The 23,332-nt window shown below is 64.3% G+C and carries 17 protein-coding genes; 4 read left to right on the forward strand and 13 right to left on the reverse strand.

Annotation, left to right across the window (positions count from 1 at the left end; genetic code table 11):
- The first annotated feature begins 15 nt into the window (after positions 1-15).
- The 3 genes from HBA99_RS11245 to HBA99_RS11255 are packed head-to-tail and all read left to right on the forward strand — an operon-like array spanning position 16 to position 5,874.
- Positions 16-4,392 carry a non-ribosomal peptide synthetase gene (locus HBA99_RS11245; protein ID WP_070951037.1) on the forward strand — a complete coding sequence of 1,459 codons (4,377 nt, stop codon included), beginning with the start codon at positions 16-18 and terminating at the stop codon, positions 4,390-4,392.
- Complete coding sequence (gene mbtG / locus HBA99_RS11250) at positions 4,389-5,678, forward strand: NADPH-dependent L-lysine N(6)-monooxygenase MbtG (RefSeq protein WP_070952241.1); 1,290 nt, start codon at positions 4,389-4,391, stop codon at positions 5,676-5,678. Before HBA99_RS11245 ends, mbtG begins: the two co-directional genes overlap by 4 nt.
- Positions 5,659-5,874, forward strand: coding sequence for an MbtH family protein (locus tag HBA99_RS11255; RefSeq protein WP_046253549.1), 216 nt, complete (start codon positions 5,659-5,661; stop codon positions 5,872-5,874). Before mbtG ends, HBA99_RS11255 begins: the two co-directional genes overlap by 20 nt.
- On the opposite strand, the gene HBA99_RS11260 is transcribed toward HBA99_RS11255, so the two are convergent.
- The 12 genes from HBA99_RS11260 to HBA99_RS11315 all read right to left on the reverse strand — a co-directional run bounded on the left by HBA99_RS11260 (position 5,875) and on the right by HBA99_RS11315 (position 19,808).
- The gene (locus tag HBA99_RS11260; protein ID WP_070951036.1) at positions 5,875-7,623 is read right to left on the reverse strand and encodes an ABC transporter ATP-binding protein; all 1,749 of its coding nucleotides are present in this window, start codon (positions 7,621-7,623) and stop codon (positions 5,875-5,877) included. It abuts the gene before it with no gap.
- Positions 7,623-10,205, reverse strand: coding sequence for an ABC transporter ATP-binding protein/permease (locus HBA99_RS11265; RefSeq protein WP_070952240.1), 2,583 nt, complete (start codon positions 10,203-10,205; stop codon positions 7,623-7,625). The genes HBA99_RS11260 and HBA99_RS11265 overlap by 1 nt, the downstream gene beginning before the upstream one ends.
- Positions 10,206-10,299: 94 nt before the next feature.
- Positions 10,300-11,595: an MFS transporter gene (locus HBA99_RS11270; protein ID WP_044105790.1), complete on the reverse strand. Its 1,296-nt coding sequence runs from the start codon at positions 11,593-11,595 to the stop codon at positions 10,300-10,302.
- 74 nt (positions 11,596-11,669) lie between these two features.
- On the reverse strand, positions 11,670-12,578 hold the full coding sequence (thpD, locus tag HBA99_RS11275; protein WP_030098120.1) for an ectoine hydroxylase: 909 nt from the start codon (positions 12,576-12,578) through the stop codon (positions 11,670-11,672).
- Positions 12,575-12,967, reverse strand: a complete 393-nt coding sequence (locus HBA99_RS11280; RefSeq protein ID WP_030098119.1) for an ectoine synthase — start codon at positions 12,965-12,967, stop codon at positions 12,575-12,577. The genes thpD and HBA99_RS11280 overlap by 4 nt, the downstream gene beginning before the upstream one ends.
- A gap of 39 nt (positions 12,968-13,006) precedes the next feature.
- Positions 13,007-14,284, reverse strand: coding sequence for a diaminobutyrate--2-oxoglutarate transaminase (gene ectB, locus HBA99_RS11285; protein ID WP_070951035.1), 1,278 nt, complete (start codon positions 14,282-14,284; stop codon positions 13,007-13,009).
- 28 nt (positions 14,285-14,312) lie between these two features.
- Positions 14,313-14,774, reverse strand: a complete 462-nt coding sequence (gene ectA, locus HBA99_RS11290; RefSeq protein WP_057964003.1) for a diaminobutyrate acetyltransferase — start codon at positions 14,772-14,774, stop codon at positions 14,313-14,315.
- A 309-nt stretch (positions 14,775-15,083) separates the two neighbouring features.
- Positions 15,084-16,727, reverse strand: a complete 1,644-nt coding sequence (locus tag HBA99_RS11295) for an FUSC family protein (protein ID WP_070951034.1) — start codon at positions 16,725-16,727, stop codon at positions 15,084-15,086.
- 3 nt (positions 16,728-16,730) lie between these two features.
- A complete protein-coding gene (locus HBA99_RS11300) occupies positions 16,731-17,354 on the reverse strand; it encodes a MerR family transcriptional regulator (RefSeq protein ID WP_046253557.1) in 624 nt (207 codons plus the stop codon).
- Between the two features lie 61 nt (positions 17,355-17,415).
- Entirely contained in the window at positions 17,416-18,621 is a 1,206-nt protein-coding gene (locus HBA99_RS11305) for a Dyp-type peroxidase (RefSeq protein WP_070951033.1), read from the reverse strand.
- 2 nt (positions 18,622-18,623) lie between these two features.
- Positions 18,624-19,097, reverse strand: coding sequence for a copper chaperone PCu(A)C (locus tag HBA99_RS11310; RefSeq protein ID WP_070951032.1), 474 nt, complete (start codon positions 19,095-19,097; stop codon positions 18,624-18,626).
- A 6-nt stretch (positions 19,098-19,103) separates the two neighbouring features.
- Positions 19,104-19,808: a FadR/GntR family transcriptional regulator gene (locus HBA99_RS11315; protein WP_070951031.1), complete on the reverse strand. Its 705-nt coding sequence runs from the start codon at positions 19,806-19,808 to the stop codon at positions 19,104-19,106.
- Positions 19,809-19,943: 135 nt separating this feature from the next.
- Here HBA99_RS11315 and HBA99_RS11320 point away from each other — a divergent pair, with 135 nt between their 5' ends.
- The gene (locus HBA99_RS11320; RefSeq protein ID WP_030098111.1) at positions 19,944-21,161 is read left to right on the forward strand and encodes a CynX/NimT family MFS transporter; all 1,218 of its coding nucleotides are present in this window, start codon (positions 19,944-19,946) and stop codon (positions 21,159-21,161) included.
- A gap of 11 nt (positions 21,162-21,172) precedes the next feature.
- Here the strand turns inward: HBA99_RS11320 and HBA99_RS11325 are convergent, their stop codons facing one another.
- Complete coding sequence (locus tag HBA99_RS11325) at positions 21,173-23,281, reverse strand: DEAD/DEAH box helicase (protein ID WP_070951030.1); 2,109 nt, start codon at positions 23,279-23,281, stop codon at positions 21,173-21,175.
- Positions 23,282-23,332 lie beyond the last annotated feature (51 nt).

Here is a 23,332-nt window from a genome sequence, read left to right on the forward strand (position 1 = left end):
CGAGGTGAGATCGAGTTGCGCACCGTGAGCGATGGTGGCGTCGAGGTGGACGTCACCAGCCGAAGGGCGTCGGCAGGCCTCGACCCCGATGCCGCGCCACGGCTGTCCGCAGGGCAGCACCGCATATGGTTCGCCCACGGGGTGACGCCCGCGCTGATGAACCTGTGCCGTTCGTACCGGCTCAGCGGTGAGGTGGATATCGAGAGATTGCGGGCCGCTGTCACCGCGGTGGTGGCCCGCCACGAGACCTTGCGCACGACGTTTCGCGCCGGCCCTGACGGCGAACCGGTGGCCGTGCTGCACGAAGACCTACCGGTCCGATGGGTCGAGCACGATGTCAGCGACCTTGCGGGCACCTCGCAAGAGCTCCGGCTGGGCGTGCTGGCGCAGCGTGAATTCGCGACTCCGATCGATCTCACCGTGGACTCGCCGCTGCGTGTCACGGTCATCCGCACCGGCGCCGCGGAACATGTGATGCTCGTCGTCGCCCACCTCATCGCATGGGACGACGACTCCTGGTCGGTATTCCTTGCCGATCTGACTACCGCGTACGTACACGGCGTGATTGCGGAACCGCTACCGGTACGGCCTCCGCACGATGGGGCCGATCAGGCGGATCTCGAGTACTGGCGTGACGAGATGGCCAATCCTCCTGAGCCGCTGGAGCTTCCGGGCGTCAATGGCTCGGTGGCTGCGAGCGACTGGAAGGCCGCACGTTGCACGGCGCGTCTTTCGGCCTCGGTCATGGGCCGCGTCGAGCAACTTGCGCAAGAGTCAGGCACCACACCGTATGTGGTGTTGTTGGCCGCGTATTCAGCGCTGCTGCATCGGTATACACATGCCGAAGACTTCCTGGTGGCCGCGCCGGTTCCCACACGGGAAGCTCACGCACAGGGCAGCATCGGGCACTTCGGGCACACCGTCGCGCTCCGCATGCGTCCGCACAGCGGTGAGAGCTTCCGGGATCTGCTGGCGAATGCACATCGGACCACTCTGAACGGGTTTGCCCACCAACGGGTGAGTCTGGACCGCGTGGTTGCGCGCGTGGGCTTCGCGATGGGTGCCGATTCCGCCGCCCGGTTCTGCCCACCTGGAATCCACTGTGAAAGAACATCATTGGAAGGGCAGGTGGCATACGTGCCGCTTGGCCTGCGGATCGAAACCGGGCTCGATGGCGCCGAGGTGGTGGCCGAGTACCTGGTGGACGTGTTGGATGAGCGTTTGACCACGCAGATGCTCCGTCACTTCGCCAATCTGCTCGACTCCGCGCTCGCCGATCCGAACCGCCCGCTGGCCAGTCTGGATCTCATGGACGGTCGCGAAGCCCAGTGGCTGCGGGAGGTGTCGTCCGGAGAACTATTTGAGGCGGAGCCGACGACGCTCGGCGAGCTGGTGGCCGCCCGCGCGGCCGCACAACCGGATGCCACCGCGCTCGTCTACGAGGGGCGGCACTACTCGTATCGGAAGACCAACGAACTCGCGAACCAGCTGGCGCACTGGATCATTGGGCAGGGGATCGGTACCGAAGATCATGTCGCGGTGCTGCTGGACAAGTCGCCGGATTTGATCATTACCGCGCTCGCCATCGCCAAGGCCGGTGCCGTCTATGTCCCCGTTGATCCGAATTACCCCGCTGATCGCATTGCGCACATCCTCAGCGATGCGCAGCCGAAGTTGGTCATCCGGGAGCCGGTAACCGGTGTTGAGCAGTTCGACCCCCGTGAGCCGGTCGATGCGGACCGGGTGCGGCCGCTGACCGCCGACAACGCCGCCTATCTCATCTACACATCGGGTTCGACGGGCCTGCCCAAGGGTGTGACGGTCACGCATCGTCCGCTGACCGAGTACTTCAACTGGTTCCGTGCTGAGTATCGGGTCAGCGGATCCGATCGGGTACTGCAGGTGGCTTCGCCGAGCTTCGACGTATCAGTGGGCGAGATTTTCGGCATCCTCAGCTGCGGTGGCCGGCTGGTCATCCCGCGTCCGGGCGCACTCGGTGACGTCGCGTATTTGACGGAACTGTTGAACAGCGAGGGCGTTACCTCGATGCACATGGTGCCCTCGTTGCTGGGGCTGGTGCTGTCTCTACCCGGAGTCACGCAATGGAAATCGCTACGCCGGGTGCCGGTGGGTGGTGAGGCGTTGCCCGGTCCGGTCGCGGACAAGTTTCACGCCACTTTCGATGCGTCGCTTCATAATTTCTATGGTCCCACCGAGACCGTCATCAACGCCTCACGGTACAAGGTGCGCGGAATTCAGGGGACGCGGACCGTTCCGATCGGTACCCCCAAGATCAACACGCAGATTCACATCCTGGACCAGACGCTGCGACCGGTGCCGGTGGGGGTCATCGGCGAGATCTACATCGGCGGAACGCATGTGGCGCGCGGCTATCATCGGGCCGCCGGTCTTACCGCGCAGCGCTTCATCGCCGATCCCTTCGTTCCCGGGCAGCGGATGTACCGGTCCGGTGATCTTGCGCGGCGTAGCGCGAACGGAGACATCGAGTTTGTCGGTCGCGCCGACGAGCAGGTGAAGATCCGAGGGTTCCGTATCGAGCTCGGTGAAATCGCCTCGGCCATCGAGGTAGACCCGAGCGTGGGCCAGGCGCTCGTGGTGGTTGATGAGCTGCCGCACGTCGGCAAGCGTCTTGTTGCGTACCTGACTCCGGTCGGTGGACACGTAGTCGATCTCGATCGAATCCGTGCCAGGATTTCGGCTGCCCTGCCCGACTTCATGATTCCCGCGGCGTATGTCGTGCTCGACGAGATGCCCATCACCCGGCACGGCAAGATCAATCGGGACGCTCTGCCGGCACCGGAGGTCGGGTCCGTGACCAGACGCCGGGAGCCGGAAACCGCGACTCAGCGACAGGTAGCGGCTCTTTATGCGCGCTTGCTCGGGGTTGCGACTGTGGGTGCGGACGACTCGTTCGTCGATCTAGGGGGCCATTCGCTGCTGGCGAGCAAGCTATCGGCGGCGATCCTGACCGAGTGTGGAGTCGGGGTGGACATCCGCGAGATCTTGGAGCGGGGCACTGTCGCAGGCTTGGCCAAGTTGGTCGACCAGCGTCGTAGCGGGCTCGTCGCGGATGACGAGGATCGCGAGGGCGAGCCAATCCCGTTGCTTCCCAGCGGTCGTCGCCTCTATGAGCATGGAAACCCGCGTAGGCTGGCCGAAACTCACGTCTTCTGGCTGCCCGAGGGCATTACCCGATCCACGCTCGAGGAACTTCTCAATGCGGTGGTCGGGGAGCACGAGGTGCTGCGCAGCCGGCTTGACCGCGAGCGCCTGGAGCTGGTTCCGCGCACGCGGCAGTCTCTCCGGTTGGTCGAGATTCTTACGGAGGATCCGTCCGATGCGGCCGGTGCCGAGATCGGCCGTGCGGTGGACCGACTCGATCCTGAACAGGGCTGGATGCTCTCGGCGGTATGGCTGCACCCTGAAGGCGAGCCCGGAGTCCTCATCCTCGTGGTGCATCAGCTCGCCGCTGACCCCACCTCCTGGCGAGTCATCATGCAGGAGCTGGAATCTCGATGGCAGTCGCTGGTGGCGGGTGCTGTGCCGCCCAACTCTCAGACCGGTGGTGGCTACCGCCGTTGGGCCAATGCGTTGGTCGCCGAGGCTCGGGATGTGGGCAGCCTGCCGTTCTGGATCGCCCAGCTGGACGGTGAGGATCCCCCAATTGGTTCGCGTCGAATAGAGCCCGAACTCGACAGGGAGGCCGATGTGGCGGTCACCGTCGAGTCCGCGCCGGCCGATGTCAGTGCGGTCCTGCTGAACTCGGGGATTCCGATGGAGCAACTGCTGGTGGCGGCAGTGGCACGCACCGTGGCCCAGTGGCGTCGCCGCCGCGGGCAGGCCGCGGTCGAGACGCTGCTGGCGGTGCAGGTCTCCGGACGCGGGGACGCGACTGCTGAGACTGTGGGTCTGCTCGGTACGGCGTATCCGCTACGCGTGGGTGGCACCGATCCGCTGGGGATCGGACCGCGCGGTTTGGTGGAGCGAGTCGCCCGGCAGCACAGCGCGGTGCCAGGGCGGACCATCGACTACGGGCTACTGCGATACCTGCGTGCCGACACCAGCGCGGTGCTGCGGCAGTATCGCGATCCGCAGATCCTGTTGAACTACCTCGGACACGATCGTGGATTCGAGGGCGACCTCCTACGCCGCGATGGCTTGCTTTCGGTATCGGGTTCGCCTGTGCCCGAGCCGGAATCGGCGGTGCGTCACGAGCTCAGCATTGCGGTGCTGATCATGGGGACCACCGAGGGGCCGTCCATCGGAACGCTGTGGCAGGCGGTCCCGGAGGTGCTCGAGCGCTCGGAGATTACCGAGCTGCAATCGATTTGGCACGAACAGCTGGGGATTCTGGCGAAGGAGCTATGGTGACGTCCACATTGGCAGTGATAGGCGCGGGAGCCAAGGCGGTGGCGGTTGCCGCGAAGGCGGCCGTGCTGCGTGAATGCGGGGTCGACGTACCCGATGTGGTGGCGATCGAACGTCAGCAGGTCGGTGCCAACTGGCAGGCGTGCGGTGGCTGGACGGATGGACAGCACCGGCTGGGTACCAGCCCCGAGAAAGATGTGGGTTTCCCGTATCGATCCGCCGTGGTGCCGGGGCGTAACGCCGAGATCGACGCCCGGATGATGCGTCTGAGCTGGCAGTCCTACCTCATCGCCACCGGCCAGTTCGCCGAGTGGGTTGACCGCGACAAGCCCGCGCCAACGCACAAGCGCTGGGCTGACTACCTGACGTGGGTGGCCAACATGGTCGATATGGAGGTGGTTCAGGGCGAGGTAACCAGTCTGTCTATCGATGACGACAGATGGGTTGTGGGTACCAACGACTGTTCCATTGCCGCCGACGCGGTCATGGTGACGGGGCCCGGGCAGCCGGAGCGTTCTGTGCTACCCGAGCACCCGAATGTCTTGTCGATCGCCGAATTCTGGCGCCGCTGCGCCGGATCAACACGCCTGACCGCAGAACGTGTCGCCGTGATCGGCGGAGGTGAGACAGCCGCCTCAGTGCTCAATGAGCTTTTCGGACACCGGGTTTCGACGATCACCGTGATCTCTCCCGGCGTCACACTGTTTACCCGTGGTGAAGGGTACTTCGAGAACGCGCTGTTCAGCGATCCGACCGGGTGGTTGCACCACACCATGGAGGAACGGCGCGACGCGTTGAACCGTACCGATCGCGGCGTGTTCTCGGCCCGTGTCCAGGAATCACTGTTGGCCGACGACCGTATCCGCCATCTGCGTGGCCGCGTGGCCCATGCCGTCGCCCTGGAAGACCGGATCAGATTGACGCTGCGCAGCGACCGTGCCGGCGAACCCTCCGAAACCGTCCATGGCTTCGATCTGGTGATCGACGGGGCGGGTGCCGACGCATTGTGGTTCCTACCACTATTCGACCAGAGCGCTCTTGACCTCATGGAGCTCAAACTGGGGGCCCCCGTGGACGGTAACGTCTTGCAGGAATCCCTTGGCCACGACCTGTCCGTCAATGGTCTGACTCCTAAGCTCATCCTTCCGACACTCTCGGGTCTGACCCAGGGCCCGGGGTTCCCCAATCTCAGCTGTCTCGGATTGTTGTCCGATCGAGTGCTCGGCGGACACAGCAGTACCGAATCGGCTCGTCGCGAAAGGAAAACAAGTGAGTACCAACCCATTTGATAACGAGAGCGGCGTCTTTTACGTACTGGTCAACGACGAGGAGCAGCACAGTCTGTGGCCGACGGCCATTGAGGTGCCGGCGCAGTGGCGCGTGGCCTTTGGCGAGGCCTCGCGTGCCGATTGCGTCGAGTACATCGAGGCCCACTGGACCGACATGCGGCCTAAGAGCCTCCGCGACGCGATGGCGGGCAGCTAGCTAGTTTGTAGCTGCGGTGATGCGCCATCCGGTGGTGGATTCTTGTTGGCGCCAGAATTGTGAGAAACGGCCTGCGAGAGAGCTGAGTTCGGTGATGGAGCCTTGTTCGATGATGTGGCCGTTGTCGATGAAGAGGACGTGATCGGCGTTGCGGATCGCGCTGAGCCGGTGGGCGATCATGATTTTGGTGCGGGGGCGTGGGTCGTTGTTGATGGCGTCGGTGATTGCGGTTTCGTTTTCGGTGTCCAGGGCGCTGGTGGCTTCGTCGATGAGCAGGACGGGGGCGGGTTTGATGAGTGCGCGGGCGATGCTGACGCGTTGGCGTTCACCGCCGGATAGTGCGGTGCCGGCTTCGCCGACACGTGACTGTTCGGCATCGGGCAGCCGTTCGATGATTTCGTCGACGCGAGCCAGTGTCATGGCTTGGTGTGTTTCGTGGTCTGTGGCGTTGGGGTGTCCGGCTAGGACGTTGTCGCCGATGGGTGCATCGAAGAGGTAGGGGTGTTGGAAGACCATGCTGACCAGGGCGCGGCGGCTGGCGGTGTCTAATGTGGCGACATCGGTTCCGTCGATGAGGATTTGGCCGCTTTCTGGTTGTTGCAGTCCGGCGATGAGGGCGAGGATGGTGCTCTTCCCGGATCCAGATGGCCCAACGATCGCCGTGGTGCTCCCTGGTTCCAGGATGAAGTTGATGTCGTTGAGGACGTGTTCGCTGGTGCTGTCGTAGCGGAAGGTGACGTTGCGGAATTCGATGCGTGGGGCGGGGGTGTGGGCGGATGCGACGGCATCCCCGGGTTGATCGGCGGCGTCGGTGGTGATGATGGTGTTGAGGCGCTCGAATACGCCACGCGAGTTTTCGACCGCCCCGCCCAGGCCCGCTAGGACGGTGAATGGTTCCAGGAATCGGACCACGATGACCATGAGTGCGACGGCTTCGGGTGCTCCGATCTCGCCGCGTACCGCCAAAACCGTGGCGGTGCCGGCGAGCAGGATGAGGGTGATTTGGCTGACGATGCTGAACAGCAGCTGACCGGGGATTTGAAAGAGCAAGAGCCGCATGGTCGCACCACGTGCTGTCGCGACGGCTTGGCCGGCCTGGCTGCGGGCGGGGTTCACGCGTCGGCTGGCTCGTAGGGCGGCTTGGGTGCGTGCGAATTCCAGGATGCGTTCGGTCAGTGCGCTGTGCGCCTTGGTGTCTGCTTCGTCGGCGGTGCGCACGATGCGGATACTGGCCAGTAGCGTACCCAGGAGCAGCGGCAGGGTAATGAGCGCTGCAACACCGAGCTTCCACGAGATGAAAAACAGCCCGATGGTGATGGCTGCCGGTAACAACACCGCGCCGATCATTGGGGTCAGGAGGTTGGCGATGAATCCGACGAGGTCGGGGCCGCCGGAGGAGATGGCTTGGCGGGCCATGGCGGTGCGTTCGGCGGTGAACCAGCTCAGTGGGATGTGGGTGAGCCGGTCGGCGACTTGGTGTTGTGAGTCGTTGAGTAGGGCGAATCCGATGCGGTAGCCGATGCGGGCCAGCGCGGTGTCCACGATCCAGCCGCCGATGGTGACCGCGGTGAGCACGGCGAGCCAGGGCAGTGCGTGGGTGGGGGTGGCGGAGAACAGGGCACCGAGCAGCGGCACCAGCAGCAGGCAGCCCGCGGCGCGAAGTACTACGGATAGCACTGAGAGTGCGCTGTAGGTGTAGAGGGAGTTGCGGTGTGCGGGGGGGATGAGGCGGATCAGGTGGGTCAGCATTAGATGTTTTCTCCGGCAAGGACGCTCGAGGGTTCTTGTAGGCGTGCGTCCCATAAGCGCCGGTAGCGTCCGTTGTTGTTCAAAAGTTCGGTGTGGGTGCCGGTTTCTACGAGGTGGCCCTGATCGAGGACCACGATCTGGTCGGCGTCGGCGATGGTGTGTAGTCGGTGGGCGATGACGAGCACGGTGCGGTTGTGAATCAGCCGGCTTAGGGCTTGTTGCACTAAATATTCTGATTCGGGGTCGGCGAAGGCGGTGGCTTCGTCCAGGATCAGGATGGGGGTGTCGGCCAGCAGGGCGCGGGCGATGGTGAGGCGTTGTTTTTCGCCGCCGGACAGTTGGGTGTTGGTGTCTAGGACGGTGTCATAGCCGTTGGGTAGCCGCAGGATTCGTTCATGGATTTGTGCGTCGCGGGCGGCGGTGTGGATGTCGGTGTCGGTGGCTTCGGGGCGGGCTAGTGCGATGTTGTCGCGGACGGTTCCGGCGACCAGTTGTACGTCCTGGAATACGAATCCGACTTTGGTGTAGAGCTCATCGGCGCTCAGGGCGCGGATATCGGTGCCATCGATACAGATAGCACCGCCGTCGACGTCATGGAATCGTGCCAGCAGCGAAGCCAGCGTCGATTTACCCGAGCCGGACGGGCCCACCAGCGCCGTCACAGTGCCCGGCCGCAGCGTCAGATCCACACCATGAATAACCGGCACCCCCGGCCGATACCCAAACGTCACCGCATCAAACGAGACGGACGTCTCTCCGGCATGCCCCTCGGAAGCCTGCTCGGTCAATTCGGTCTCGCCGAGGGCAACCGCGATATGCCGCGCGGCCTCCACACCACCACGAATACCGCCGAGGCCGTATGCGATTCCCAGTAGGCGGGTGCCGAAGGTGGTGCCGAGCACCAGGAATGGCAGTAGGGTCGTGGGCTCCATGGCCCCCGCGACGACCAACAGCGTTCCGGCCCCGGCGATCAACCACAGGAACGTCGTTGGCCGGGTAACAAGATCCATAAAGGTCTTCTTCCCGATGAACGGCCGTTGCCATTCATTGAGGAAGGACAGGTATCCGTCCAGCCTGCGTTTGAACGAGGACGCCGCCGAGCCGCCGAAGATCCGGATCACCGGCTGGCCTTCAAGATAGGCGGCCGATTCTCCGCTCATCCGCTCGCTCCAGCGCGAGGCCTCGATGATCTTCGGGCCGCTCTGGAACATCATGGTCGCCGTCGTCACGAGGTAGATCAGGATGGGGATGAGAAGCACCAGCGCCAGGTGCCAGTCGACGACGAAGAGGTAGATCAGCACCGCCACCGGCCCCACGACGGCCGCCACCGCATCGGGGATCGCGTGAGTGATCAGATAGTGCAGCGACAGGGTGTCGTCCTGAATCAGCTTCTTGACCGATCCCGAACCGCGTTGCGTGAACCACCCCAACGGAACCCGGGAAAGCTTCGACAGGAGCCGTTGCCGAACATCGGCGCTGAACCGTATTTCGACGACATGCATCCAGACGGTGAGGGCAGCGCCGAGAGCGGCGCCGAGTACCAGCAGTGTCAGGAAGATGAATCCGGTGTGCCATAGGCGGGATTGGTCGGCTCCGGCCAGCAGCTGGCGGGTGAGCTCGACGAGCACCACGAACGGTGCCAGCTCGACCATGGTGATGATCGCCTGCAGCACCCCACCGGCGATCATCTGCTTCTTGACCGGCGCCAACAATTCCCCGGCAGCCTGCGAACGCCAGCGACCTTGGGGCACTGCAGGTTCGGAGTGAGCGGCAGGATTCTCGGCGACGGGCTTGGGAGCAGCGGGCTTTGCGACGGGTGCCTGCTGAGTGTCGGTGTCTCCGCGGCGGCTGCCCATGGCGCGGCCGAAGGTCCAGTAGGCCGCGGCGTGCACGTCGGCCTTGGGGAATCCGAATTGTTCCTTGAGGCGCTTGCGCAGATGTTTCAGTGAGCCCGCTTCGGGTCCGGCCCAGGCGTACCAGTTGGACCAGTCGCGGGCCTCGATCGCGCCCGCCAGTGAGGTTTCATCGGTGCGGTCCACCCAGTGCAGAACCCGCCGGGGATGCTCGGTCAGCGCGATGAGCTCATCGTCGGGGCTGTGGCGTTCCAGATAGACCTCGACATCCACATCGGCGGGCAGCGCGGCCAGGATGGAGTTGATCGCCGGGATGGATGCCGAGTCGCCGATGAGCAGGAACCCGGCCGGAAGATCCTCGGGAACCTCAAAACGCGCCGAGCCGAAAGCCACTACCGGAATGGTCATTCCGGGCTGGGCCGCCCCCGCCCACCGGCAGGCGGGTCCGGCGGGTTCGTGGATCACCACATCGATCGCGAACTCGCCGGCCTGGGCATCCGTGGAGACGATGGTGTACGCCCGCTGATGCTCGGTGGCGCCACCCTCGGGATCGGGGAACCAGAACCGCAGCCATTCGGCCGGCGTGTGTAGCAGATCCTCGAAAAGAGTGGGCGCCGACATCGTCAGCCGCACACAATTCGGTGCCACCTGACTGGTACCGACCACAGTGGCTACGTGATCACGCGCCCCAAGTCCGCGCAGCACCGCACCCTGGAAACCTCTACCCATGCTGATGTGACCTTTGTTTGTGCTCTGCGTGGCTCCGGCCGACACATCCGGACCATGTACTTAGCCCATCCTAACCTAAGGGGTACGGACGGGGTCAGGTGCGAACGGCGACGTCGTCCGGTGGGGCTGTTTCGGCCTCATCGGGGTCCGCACAGGGGATATCTGTTCCGGCGATCGAGGCCCCAGCCGTCTCGATGAGGAACGGTAGGGCGCATAACCCGACGGCGCAGGCCAGCATCAGGTAGGCGGCAGGGAAGAGATCCCATCCGGTCGCATCGACCATGAGGTCGTTCACCAGTGGCGCAGTACCACCGAACGCGGCGGTCGAGAGGTTGTAGGAAATCGCAAAGCCCGCGTATCGCACCTGGGTGGGAAACATACAGGGGAAGGTCGCGGTAATGGTGGACAGCTGCGGTATGTACAGCAACCCGAGTACCGCGAAACCGACTATTGCCCAGGTGAATCCCTGCCCCATGAGCCAGAACATGGGCAGCGCGAGGACAAGAAGCCCGATCAGGGAGAACAACCACATGGGCTTGCGCCCGACGCGGTCGGAGAGTGCGCCGCAGAACGGCAGAAATGCCATCATGGCGACTTCTCCGATGAGGACGACCATCTGCCCTTCGGTCTCACTCATCCCGAGCCGGGTCTTCAGGTAGGTCGGCTGATAGCTCAGCAGGGTGTAATTAGTGATGTTCAGCGCGATGACCAGCAGCATCATCACGATCATGGGGCGCTTGTAGTCACGCACCAGATCCTTGAGCCGCTCAAACGCGGTCTCCTGGCCCTGCGGCTCCTGCTCCTGCATCTCCTTGAACAAGGGTGGGTCATCGAGGCGGCTCCGTAGATACCAACCGATGAGGCCCATCGGGAGCGCGATGAGGAACGGAATGCGCCAGCCCCAGGAGTGCATGTCCTCCGCGCTGAGGGTGGCATCGAGGACCAGAACGAACGCGGCGCCCGTTGCAAAACCGCCCAAGGTGCCGAACTCGAGAAACGAACCGTACTTGCCGCGCTTCTTATCCGGCGCGAACTCGGCCATAAACGTTGCCGCGCCGCCATATTCGCCGCCGGTGGAGAAACCTTGGATGACCCGCAGCAGGATCATCAGGGCAGGCGCCGCAGCACCGATAGTCGCCCAGCTGGGCAGCACACCGATGAGTGTGGTGGACAACGCCATCAGCACGATGGTGATGGCCATAACGCTTTTGCGGCCCAGCCTGTCACCCAATGGGCCCCAGATCATCCCGCCGAGGGGCCGCAGCAGAAACGAGATCGCATATCCCAGCATCGTGAACGCGGTGCCCAGGGTGGGGAAGAACGCCTGAGTCAGGAAGGTGGTTGTGGCCGCATAGACGCCGTAGTCGTACCACTCCGTGGCGTTTCCCATGGCCGATGCCGCGATGGCCCGGTGCAGCTGCCGCCGACCCGTGGGTGACTGGAAGTCCGGGCCGACGGTCGTCATCAGCGAATACTCGGCGGTCGACCGGTGAGCGGCGTGAATGTCCGCGCAGCGATGTACTCCGGACGAGGCTCCGATCCGGCGAAGGGGCGCTCTGGTGCGTTCTCCACCGAGTTGAACACCAGGAAGACGTTCGAGCGCGGGTACGGGCTGATGTTCGATCCCGACCCGTGCATCAGGTTGCAGTCGAACCACAGCGCATCGCCCGGTTGCCCGAGGAACAGTTCGATACCGCTGGTGAGGGCAGCCTCGGCGAGGGTGTGGGTGGATGGAACGCCAACCTCTTGCTCCACCAGAGATTTCCGATGGTTTTCGTGCGGGGTGGCACCGACGCATGGGTAGAACGTCCGGTGGGTGCCCGGCATGACCTGCAGCGTGCCGTTATAGGCGACGTTGACGGTCAACGCGATCGAGCAGGACACGGTGCGCATCTGGGGGAGTCCGTCTTCGGTGTGCCAGGTCTCGAAATCCGAATGCCAGTAGAAGCCACGTCCTCTGAATGCGGGCATCGCATTGATGCGCGATTGATGCAGGTAGACCGGCCCGCCCAATAGCTGCTCGGCGACGTCAAGTACGCCCGGCGAGCACGCGACGTCCATGACTACCGAGCTCAGGACGTGCGCCTCGAAGATGGACCGCACCTCATGCGATCCGGCCTCCCGGATGATCCGCGGGTCGTCGCCCAATTGCGATGGCACTCTGTCGATCTCGTTGCGCAGGGTGGATACCGTCATGTCGTCGACGGTGCTCGGTCTGATCAGGAATCCCTGCTCAGACATCTGCGTGAGCGCCGGCGGGGCCAGGGGCCCCTCGCCCATGGCGCCCCACACCACAGGCTCCGTCCTGACGATCGGAGGCTGTTCGGTTTCGAGACGGCTGGGGTAGCGATCGACGATCGCTGGGGCACTCATGAGAGCGCAGGCGCGGCAGGGTATGCGCCGGACTCGTCGTGGACCTCCCGCCCGGTGACAGGAGGATTGAACACACACATCATGCGCATCTGGGTATCGGCGGAAAGTTGGTGTCGCTCATTGCCGTTGAGCAGATACATGCTGCCCGGCCCGAGTGTGAACAGTTCACCGTTCTCCAGGTTGGTCAACGTACCGGTACCGGCGGTAAGCCACACCGCCTCGATGTGATGCTGGTAATGGAAGACGTGGACTGTACCCGCGTCAATGGTGGTCTCGTGGAAGGAGAACCCGACTCCGTCATCTGCCAGCACGATCCGCTTGCTATGCCAGCCTTCGCCGCTGACATCGCGTTCTGTACCCGTGATCTGCTGGGTAGTACGGACGATCACGATAGTTTCCTCTCTCGATCGATTGGATTCTGTACGGACTCAGGCGGATTCCGCGATGGCATCACGCAAGGTGGCGATGCCGATGTCGAGCTGCTCGTCGGTGGTGGTCAGCGCGGGAAGCAGCTTGACGACCTCGTCCTTGGGGCCCGAGGTCTCCACCAGCAGGTTCCGCTCGAACGCGGCCTTGCTCACTCGAGAGCCCCGCTCGGCATCGGCAAAGGCAATGCCCTGCACCATGCCGCGGCCACGCACGGTTACCGAGTCGTCGTCGGCGACCAGTGCGGACAGCTCGCTGTGGAGTCGGTCCCCCTTGCGACGCACGTCATCGCTGAATGTGCTATCCCGCCAATAGTTTTGCAGCGTTGCGGTGGCGGTCACGAAGGCCGGGTTGTTCCCGCGGAAGGTGCCGTTGTGCTCACCCGGTGCCCACTGGTCGAGATCGGGCCGTATCAGGGTCAGTGCCATCGGCAGGCCGTATCCGCTGATCGACTTGGACAGCGTCACGATATCCGGGCGGATGCCCGAGTCTTCGAAGGAGAAGAACGCACCTGTTCGGCCGCAACCCATCTGGACGTCGTCGATGATCAGGAAGATTTCACGGGCGCGGCACAGGTCTGACAGCGCACGCAGCCATTCGGCGCGAGCTACGTTTACTCCACCCTCGCCCTGCACGGTTTCGACGATCACCGCGGCAGGCTTGTTGAGTCCGCCGCCTTCGTCGTCGAGAACTTTCTCAAACCATTGGAAATCTTCGGTGACGCCACCGAAGTAGTTGTCGTACGGCATCGGTGTGGAGTGCACCAGCGGCACGCCCGCTCCGGCGCGCTTCATGGAATTTCCCGTTACGGCCAGTGATCCCAGTGTCATTCCGTGGAAGGCATTGGTGAAGCTGATGACCGACTCGCGCCCGGTGATGTTCCGCGCCAGCTTGAGTGCGGCTTCCACGGCGTTGGTTCCGGTGGGGCCGGGGAACTGGACCTTGTAGTCCATGCCGCGCGGCTCCAGGATGGTGCGCTCGAACTCCTCAAGGAAATGCTGCTTGGCCACGGTGGCCATGTCCAGACCATGCACCACACCGTCAGTCGTCAAGTAGTCGATGAGGGCGGTCTTGAGCACCGGGTTGTTATGCCCGTAGTTGAGCGCGCCCGCACCGGAGAAGAAGTCCAGGTAACGCTCACCGGTGGTGTCGGTGAGCCAGGATCCGGAGGCGGACGCGAAGGTGGTGGGCCAGCTGCGGCAATAGCTCCGCACGTCGGATTCGCGTTCGTTGATGACCTTCGGAAGCCCAGCTTCCTGAGCGGGCAAGGTGGCGGTCATTTCTGTATCCCCTTTCGGCCCAATGTTTTTAGGCACTGTGGCTGGGTGTTTTATGTGGTTCCAGCGGAGTGAGCCGCAATAGTGGCTCTGCCTCATGTGCATCGGGAAAGAGGTCCTCGCCGAATCCTGCGGACTCGGTGAGCTCCATATCCCGCCGGCGGGCAAATCCGGCGAATAACGCACGCGAAGCGGTATTAGATTGTGTGACAGTGGTTTCCATAACCAGGGGTTCACCCTGCAGGGTGGCGAGAGAGTCTGCGAGCCAGGCCAGCATGCTGGCGGCGAGTCCTTTTCCACGGTGTGCCGCATCGACCCCGACCTGCCAGATCATCAGTGATCCAGACGGCCTGAGATATCCCGTGACGAATCCGATTGTTTTGTCGTCAACACGTGCGACGGCGGCCGTAGAAGGAAAGTCAGTGCACCACAACAGGTATGCGTATGAAGAATTGACGTCCAATACGCCGGAGTCGCGTGCGATGCGCCACATCTGGCGAGCATCCGACTGCGTTGGGTGGCCAATCGACCACACAGGGGTACAACCTTTTTCATTCTGTAATTCAGTATCGACCACTAAAAATCACCATCACCACAACATGTTTCGTATCAACTCGGGTTTCGTACTGTCCGACCGTAACCACATTGACACCCGGATGGCCAGGACCGGCACCTGCGATGCGGGTCAACTCATCGCGTTTGCCGAGGGTATCCACCGGATGTGACCCTCGTCACATTATTGTGGGACCATGAGAACTTGACGGGATCTTGACGAATGTGCCTCGAGATTGCCCGGCAAAATTCAGTCCTTGCCGCTGAAGCAGCGCTCCCAGCGGTCTGGGTCGGCGAGCATCTCGCCGGGAGGGGTGGCCCAGCAGGCGGCCACCAGGTCATATCCGTGGTGAATGAGTGCTGCGTGTGCGGGCCAATGGGCCTGCAGCCAGTCGGGCTCGTTGTGTGCGCTGTGCACGCCGGCCCGGATAGCGCCCTCGAGTTCGAAGGAGAGGTCGCGTGCTTCTGCGTACGCCGCGTCGTGGGCGGGCTGCACGCGGGCACTCGCGACCAGAGCCAATGCCGCCTGTCGGATCCGGGCCTCGGTGAATGTGAAGGTCTGGCGATGGGCACGCGGCGCGATCAGATACATGGACGCCATGGCGACGGCGACACCGATCAGCGTCTCCGCGAGGCGGTCGCGCACGATCGAGGTGACGGACCCGTGCAAGGTGACCACGCCCGCCGACAGCAGGGCGATGGGTGTCACGAACATGACGGCGACGGCGTAGTTGCGGGGCAGGAAAAGCTCGGTGCAGAACTGCAATGTGGCGATGGCGGCGACGAGCGCGTACCCGGTGAGGGAAAGCTGGTACAGCACTGCGAAGAGGCCGAGCCCGATCACGGTTCCCGCGAAGCGGTGTAGTCCGCGCACCGTTCCGTGTAGCCGGTCCGGACCCAGATGGACGATCACGAGAGCGCTCAGGATCGCCCATTGCGGGCGGGTCAGCCCGACAGCGGAACTGATGACTCCGGCGCCGAGGCAGGCGATGCCGACGCGTCCGGAGGTGATGGTGGCGTGTGAGCGGAACCGCACCGAGCGGCGTAACCGGTACCAAATGCTGGGCCGGACCACCAGGACGTGGTCGCCCGGGATGACGTGATCGAGCACCATCTTGGTGCCGACGGCGGTTTCGGTGAACCGACGATGGGTGTCGAGCATCGTGGCCACCAGGGGTGAGTCCGACGTGGTGGAGATTCCCGCGTCGTGCAGGGCGGTCCATGCGGAGGAGATCGCGAGTCCCGCGGCGTGGCGTGCGTCGACTGTCGCCTTGCCCGGCTGTGCGTAGCCGTCAACCGCATCGACTGCCCGCTGCACGGCGACACGTTCCGGTTTGTGAAGGTCAACCGCGGCGCCGACCATCGAAACGGCCACCGCTGCAACGGCCCCCAGGCCTGCGCAGACAAGAATCTTGATCGGATCCACACCCCATTCGGTCGCGCCGAGCGCGCCGCCGCACACCAGCACGAAGAACAGGGCACCCGGCGGACCAAGCCGAAGCGCGTCCACGGTGTACACGACCGGCACCGCGACGGCCGTCAGAGTGAGGATGATGGCCACCTTGTTGGCGACGCCGCCGGGGGCATGGGTGCCGACGAAGGCGCCGAGCATCGCGATGAGAAGCAGCGCCGCTCCCGCGGTGGCGACGACGGCGGCACGTACCCGGTACGGGCGTCCCTCGCCGTAGAGGACGGCGAAGGCGCCGTAGGTGACGTAGAGTGCCGCATTCGGATACCCGGCGGCCACCACGAGCGCCCCGGGAATGGCGACGGCGGCACCGGCGCGTAAGCCGATACTCCACCGCCTGCCCGCCGGCGGCGCGGAGAACAGGATGGAACGGGCCCGGGCGATCTGCGGTAGCGGATCCGGCGATTCAGGCGCGGACGGGGTCACACGTCATTTCATACCGTGCCGTTGCCGGTAGGCGCGCTGTTTGCAGGCGGGGGAGCAGTAGCGTGCAGGCCGTCCCTTCCCGTGCGTGATCAGTTCGGAGCCGCAGAAATCGCAGCTCGTGTGCATCTCGGCGGGTATTTCGTCACGAACTGAAGGAGATTCGTAACAGGTGCCGCGCGCCGCGGACACCAGGTTGTTGCCGGCAGCGCGGCCACGGGGGGTGCGGATGCGGAGCTCACCATCGAGATACGGGCAATCGACGATGTCCTCGTTCTGGCAGGACAGCAGGTGGTTCAGGTATTCGCGTGCGCGATTGAGCTGTTCGATACGCGTGGAGATCTCGGCGACCTGTTCGGTGACCGCGACACGCCAGGTATCGGGTTGCGCCGAATGCGATGTCACGACGGCCGCCTGGCGCAGCGGCATCATCCCGGTGATGCAGCACAGGTATGCGATGCCGATGCGCCGCAGGTCTCGCTCGGTGTAGGTGCGGCGTCCGCTGTGCTGTACCGGCGAATTCAGGACGCCCTGCTTCTCCCACCACCGCAGGGTCGATGGGCTGAGGCCGTAGAGGGCCGCCGCCTCGCCGATGTTCACGGTGGGTTCGGTGGGTGCTGGTCTGGACATCAAGCTCACTTCACCATTGAAACTTAGGTAAACCTAACTTGCAAGGGGCGTGAGCGACGCACTAGTCCAGCAGTGTCCGGCCGAGATATCCGTCCTCAGTGGTGCCCGGCGGTATGACGAAGACGGCAGATCCGACCGCGCTGTTCCACTGATTGAACTCGTCGCGTTCGGCCAACCGTCGCTGAACCGGGACGAACTGCGTGGCGATATCACGTTGATAAGCAGCGAAAATCAGGCCCGAGTTCGACGAAGAGCCGGGCAGCGGTGCGTCGTCGAAGTTGTACGGACGGCGCAGGAATTTCTCGTGCGGATTGCGGTGGCGGGCCAGGGCGACATGTGAGGTCGCCGGTATTACGGGGATGCCACCGCGGGTCATCTCCAGGTCGGGTTCGTCGGATTCCTTCTCGCCCGTCAGTGGCGCACCGTTGGCTGCTCGCCGGCCCATCACCAGGTCGCGGAGCTTGACGTCTAGCTGGTCCCATCCGTCCAGGTCCATGGTGATCCTGCGAAGGACCAAAAGCGTTCCGCCCCTGAGCCATTGATGATCTTCGCCCTGGTGCCACAGCAGAGTGTCGAGCTCGGGCACGGTGGGGTTCACCGTGCCGTCGACTTGCCCCATGAGGTTGCGCATGGTGCCCCCCGAGGAGTCTTCCGCGCGTGGTGTCCGGAATCCGGTCTGGCGCCAGCGTTCGGTAGCCAGCGAGCGCACATTCTTCAAGAGAACCCGCGCCGTGTGCGCCACCACCAGCATGTCGTCGGCACAAATCTGCAGCAGGAGATCTCCTCCGCACCAACGTTTGTCGAGTTTGTCGGTGGTGAACGCCGGGAAGTCGCGTGCCGAGGCGGGACATCTATTGGCCAGGCCCGCCTTGGCGAACACCGACGGGCCCAAGCCCGTCGTGATGGTCAATCGTGCTGTGGTCGTTGCCAATTCCGGCTCGGTGTCGGCGAGAGCGGGCAGGCCCTGGGTCAATCTGGCCGCGTCGGTGGTCCACAGACGTAAGACCGATTGCAGATTCTCCCGAGTCGACTGTTCGTCTGTGCTGCCGGGTAGTAGATCCAGGGCGAGGAACAACGCGTGTGACTGCGGGGCGGTGGTGATTCCGGCCTGATGCTCTCCGTGGAACGGTTCGACAGCAGGTGCGCCCTGTGGCCGTGCTGCTTGGGATTGGGCAGACCACGCCGAGAGCCCGGCGCCCGCGGTGAGGGCGGCCGCGGCGCCGCCGCCGACAATGAGTCCCCGTCGGGACAGAGAACGACGCGTCATGCTCAGGGCTGGTAGTTCTCGTTGCCGCCTGCGAAGTCGCGGATCTGGGCGGTCAGCGGCTTGGTTGAGCCATCCTGGAAGGCCAGTGTGATGACGACGTCTTGGCCCGGGCGCAGGGGCGTGGTCAGTCCCATGAGCATGACGTGATCGCCGCCGGGGGAGAGCTTGTGCTCGCAGTTAGGGGGAATGGCGACCCCGCCCTCCTTGGGACGCATCAACCCGCCGGGAGTCACCTCATGGAGCTCGACAGACCGGGCGGCCGGCGAGGTGGCGGACACGATGCGTGCCTCACTGGAACCGTTGTTGTGCACGGTGCCGAACACCGAGGTCATGGAGCCGTCGGGAGCGGACTTTGCCCATTGGTCGGTGATGGTGACTGCCGAAGCCTGCGTGGCCTGGGTGGCGGATGTGGACTCATGCGCCGAACAACCGGCGAGCAAGGACAGCGCGACTGCTGCCGGGATGACGATCTTCACGTTCAGCTAGTCGTGTGCCGGTGACGGAAAGTTCCGGCGGCGCAGGCTCAGCTCGGTGAAGAGCCGCTCGGTGGCGGTCGTGGCGGCGTCGATATCGCCGGCGATGACAGCCTCGACGAGCATCGTGTGTTCGTGCTCGAACGAGCACTCCGCGCCTATCGGGTTTCCTCGCATGTAATGGTCCATCAGGCCCAGCAGCGAATCGTAAAGTTCCAGGTAAAGGGCATTGTGGCTTGCGGCCACTACGGCCCGGTGCACCGCGATGTCGGTGGAGATGGCGTCCTCGACATCCTGGGGTGCGACGTGATGGGGCGCCCATAGCGCGTTGCGCCGTTGCAGCATGGCGCGGAGGTGCTCGATGTCATCCTCATCACGTCGCTGGGCGGCGAGCCCGGCGGCGGTCACCTCAAGGGTCTGCCGCAGTTCGATCAGATCGCGGTCATTGGCGGCCGCGAAGTAGTCGGCGATGGCTGAGCCGCTTCCGCCCATCGAGAGCACGTAGGTGCCGGACCCCTGGCGCCGTTCGAGCATCCCGGCGTGTACCAGGGCCTGGACCGCCTCTCTAATTGTGTTGCGGGAGGTCCCGGTGAGCTCGCACAATTCAGGTTCGGTCGGAATGCGCGCGCCGATGGCCCAGCGTCCCGACAGAATCTCCTCGCGGAGTTGCTCGGTGACCTGGCCAATCAGTGTTTGGCGACGGACCGGCTGCATGAGGGCTCATCGTAGCGTGCGGTGGAAATCACCTTGAACCCATTCATCCATTCATCCTATGATTTGCCGGGGCCTACAGGAGGATGAACGTTGACTACGGCTGCGCAAGACACCGGAACCGCCACGCACGATTCGATGCGGGCCGTATCGGCGACCGCGCTGCGCCGTGGTCGCCTCATGGTGCTGGTCGCGATCCTGTTGTTCGCGCTGTGCCTTCGTTCCGCGGTCACCTCGCTGACGCCGCTGCTGACGCAGATCTCACACGAGATCGGGTTCGGGTCTGCGGTGATCGGTGTGTTCGGGATGCTGCCGACGGCCATGTTCGCCGTCGCGGGACTGGTGACCCCCGCACTCACCGAGCGTTTCGGTCTGGAGCGCACGACACTCGCCGCGGTGGTGGCCACCGTGATCGGTATGGCGGCGCGGCCCGCGATGAACTCAACCGGTGGTTTGTTGGTGCTGTCCTGCCTGGCTCTGCTTGGTATGGGCATCGGCAACGTCGTGATCCCGCCATTGGTCAAGCGGTACTTCTCGCATCGCGTCGCGCTGATGAGCGCTTCCTATCTCACGGTGTTGCAGATCGGCACCACGGTTCCGGCATTGACCGCTGTGCCCCTGGCTGACACCTACGGTTGGCGATTCTCGCTGGCGGCCTGGGTGCTTGTTCCGGTCGCCGCGCTGCTGCCGTGGATCGGTGTCGTCATCGCGCGCCGCGGCCATGATGTCGAGGACCATTCCGCCGAGCCGCATGCGGATCCTTCTGCGGTGGGACAAGTTTGGCGATCACCGTTGGCGTGGGGCATGGCCGGTATGTTCGGCATGACGTCCCTGGTCACGTATTCCATGTTCACCTGGATTCCGGCGATTCTCACCTCGGCCGGCGGCAGTGCCGCGCTGGGAGGCGTCATGGTGGCCATCTTCTCTGCCGTGGGATTCGTTGGCACGCTGACAATCCCGCCGTTGGCCGCCCGCATGCGCAACCCGTTCCCGCTGGTGGTGGCCTGCCTGGTCTGCTTCCTCGTCGGATTTGCCGGGCTGTTGTGGATGCCGATGACCGCGACCGCCGTGTGGGTGATCGCGCTCGGATTCGGGCCGTCCACCTTCCCGTTGGGATTGACGCTGGTGAATCTGCGTACCCGCACGCCTGCCGGCTCCGCGGCGTTGTCCGGGTTTACCCAGGGGGTCGGCTATGCCGTCGCGTGCTTGGGCCCCTTGCTGTTTGGTGTGCTGCATGATGTGACCGGCGGTTGGTACGCGCCGTTCGGCCTTCTGCTCGTCGCAATCACCGTGCTGGGCATTGGCGCCTTCCAGGCGTGCAAACCGCGCATGCTGGAAGACACCTGGGGCCGCTGAGCCCAGCCGGATCAGGCCGGTTGGTGGATGAGCAGTGGCAGTACCGCTCGCGCTCCGGCCTTGCGCAGATGGGCGGCGGCAACGGTGATGGGCCACCGGGTAGACGTCGAGTCTGCCACCAGCAGCACGCATCGGCCGTTGACCATGTCCCGGAGTGAGTCGTCTGTGCTGATCGCGTCACGCCAGTAGGTGGCTTCCTCGCCGCCGGAGGAATCACGGCCCGGAGCCATACCCACAACCGCTGGCATCGCCGCCTGCTGTAGGCGACCGATCGTCGCAATTCGCTCGGTCACCGGCCTCACCGGATTGGGCGTACCGGTCAGCTGCAGCGACACCGCGATCTCGGGGCGGGCGACCCATTCGTCGCGCCATCGAGCGAGCGTGGAAACCGCGGCCTGGGTCAGGACTTCGATCGCCTCGGGTTCGCCCGTTACCGCGGCGGCGATTACCCCGCTCCACTCTGGGGCATCGGCATGGACCAGCACGCGGCCGGGTTCGGCGAGCAGGCCCGCTGGAATCTTGCCGCGGGTCCCGAACTCTCCGCCAGGCCACATCTTTCGGGGTTCAAGCACCGTGGAATCGGTGCGCAGGGTGGCCGCGACCATCTGCATCAGCTCGGCAGACGCGGGCGATCCAAGCCCATCGGGTGTCTGCCCGAGGCACACCGAGCACTGTCCGCAAGATGCGGCCTGGGGGTCGTCGAGTGATTCCGTGAGCAGCTGCATGAGGCAGCGTTCTCCACGTGTGTAGGCCTTCATGATGTCGGCCTCGCGGCGGCGGGTGGCAATGATGCCGTCGTAGTGCTCTGTGTCGAAATGCCAAGGGCTACCGGTAGATCGCCAGCCGCCGTCGACCCGCTCCACCGCGCCGTCGACGGCGAGCTGTTTGACCATGAGCTCGATTCGTGTGCGCCGAATACCTGTCTTGGCTTCGAGCGCGTTTACCGATACCGATCCCTCATCATCGCGCGTCTCACCGGCCAGAGCGGTGATCACCGTGTCCATCTGCTTGGGATCTGGAATCGAAGCGGTGGTGAAGTAGTCCCATATACCGGCGTCTGATTCCGACGGAAGCAGCACGACTGCCGCATGGTCGATGGCGCGGCCGGCGCGCCCCACCTGCTGGTAGTAGCCGACCGGTGATGGCGGTGACCCGATGTGGACTACGAATCCGAGGTCGGGCTTGTCGAAGCCCATCCCCAGGGCAGACGTGGCGATCAGCGCCTTGATCCGGTTCTCACGTAGCGCGTCCTCCAGTCGGGCTCGCGCGTCCGCGTCGAGTTGGCCTGTGTAAGCAGCGACTTTCGCCTGTGGGTGTACCGCGTGGATGGCGTTCACGAGCCGTTGCGCATCGGCGACGGTGAGTACATAGACGATGCCCGACCCAGGCAGTTCGTCGAGATGCTGAGCCACCCAGGCATAGCGTGCCAGCGGCGACATCGGTGGCAACACGTTGAGCTGCAATGAGCGACGGGCCAGCGGTCCCCGGAGAACAAGGGTGGCGTCGCCCAGTTGGGTCGCCACGTCTTCGGTGACCCGCGCGTTCGCGGTGGCGGTGGTGGCCAGTACCGGTGTATCCGGATTCATCCGAGTGAGCACGTCGGAGACCCGGCGGTAGTCGGGACGAAAATCGTGTCCCCAGTCCGATACCGCGTGCGCCTCGTCGATGACCAGCAGTCCCATGGAGCCTTCGAGTGCCGAAAGCACCCTACGGCCGAAAGAGGGGTTGGCCAGCCGTTCAGGTGATACCAGAAGCACATCGACGTCACCGGCCACGAGCCGCGCTTCGATCGAACTCCAGTCGTCGAAGTTCGACGAGTTGAGCGTCGCGGCGCGCAGCCCTGCCCGAGCGGCGGCGGCGACTTGATCGCGCATCAGGGACAGCAGCGGCGAGACGATCAGTGCCGGACCGGCGCCCTCGGAACGCCGGATCGCTGTCGCGACCCAATACACCGCGGACTTGCCCCAACCCGTGGCTTGGACCACCAGCACCCGAGCTGCGGGCTCCAGTAGTGCTATCACCGCGGTTTCTTGATCTTTCCGCAGGACTGCACCGGGACCGGCCAGCGCCTCGATCACCTCTCGGGCCTGATCTGCCCTGGCCCCATTCAGTTGGCCCATGCCTCAGGTCCCTCTCGTGTCCGACTACCGGTTGATCGCAACCTACAAGGC

This window comes from Mycobacteroides chelonae (genome assembly GCF_016767715.1).
GTDB lineage: Bacteria > Actinomycetota > Actinomycetes > Mycobacteriales > Mycobacteriaceae > Mycobacterium > Mycobacterium gwanakae.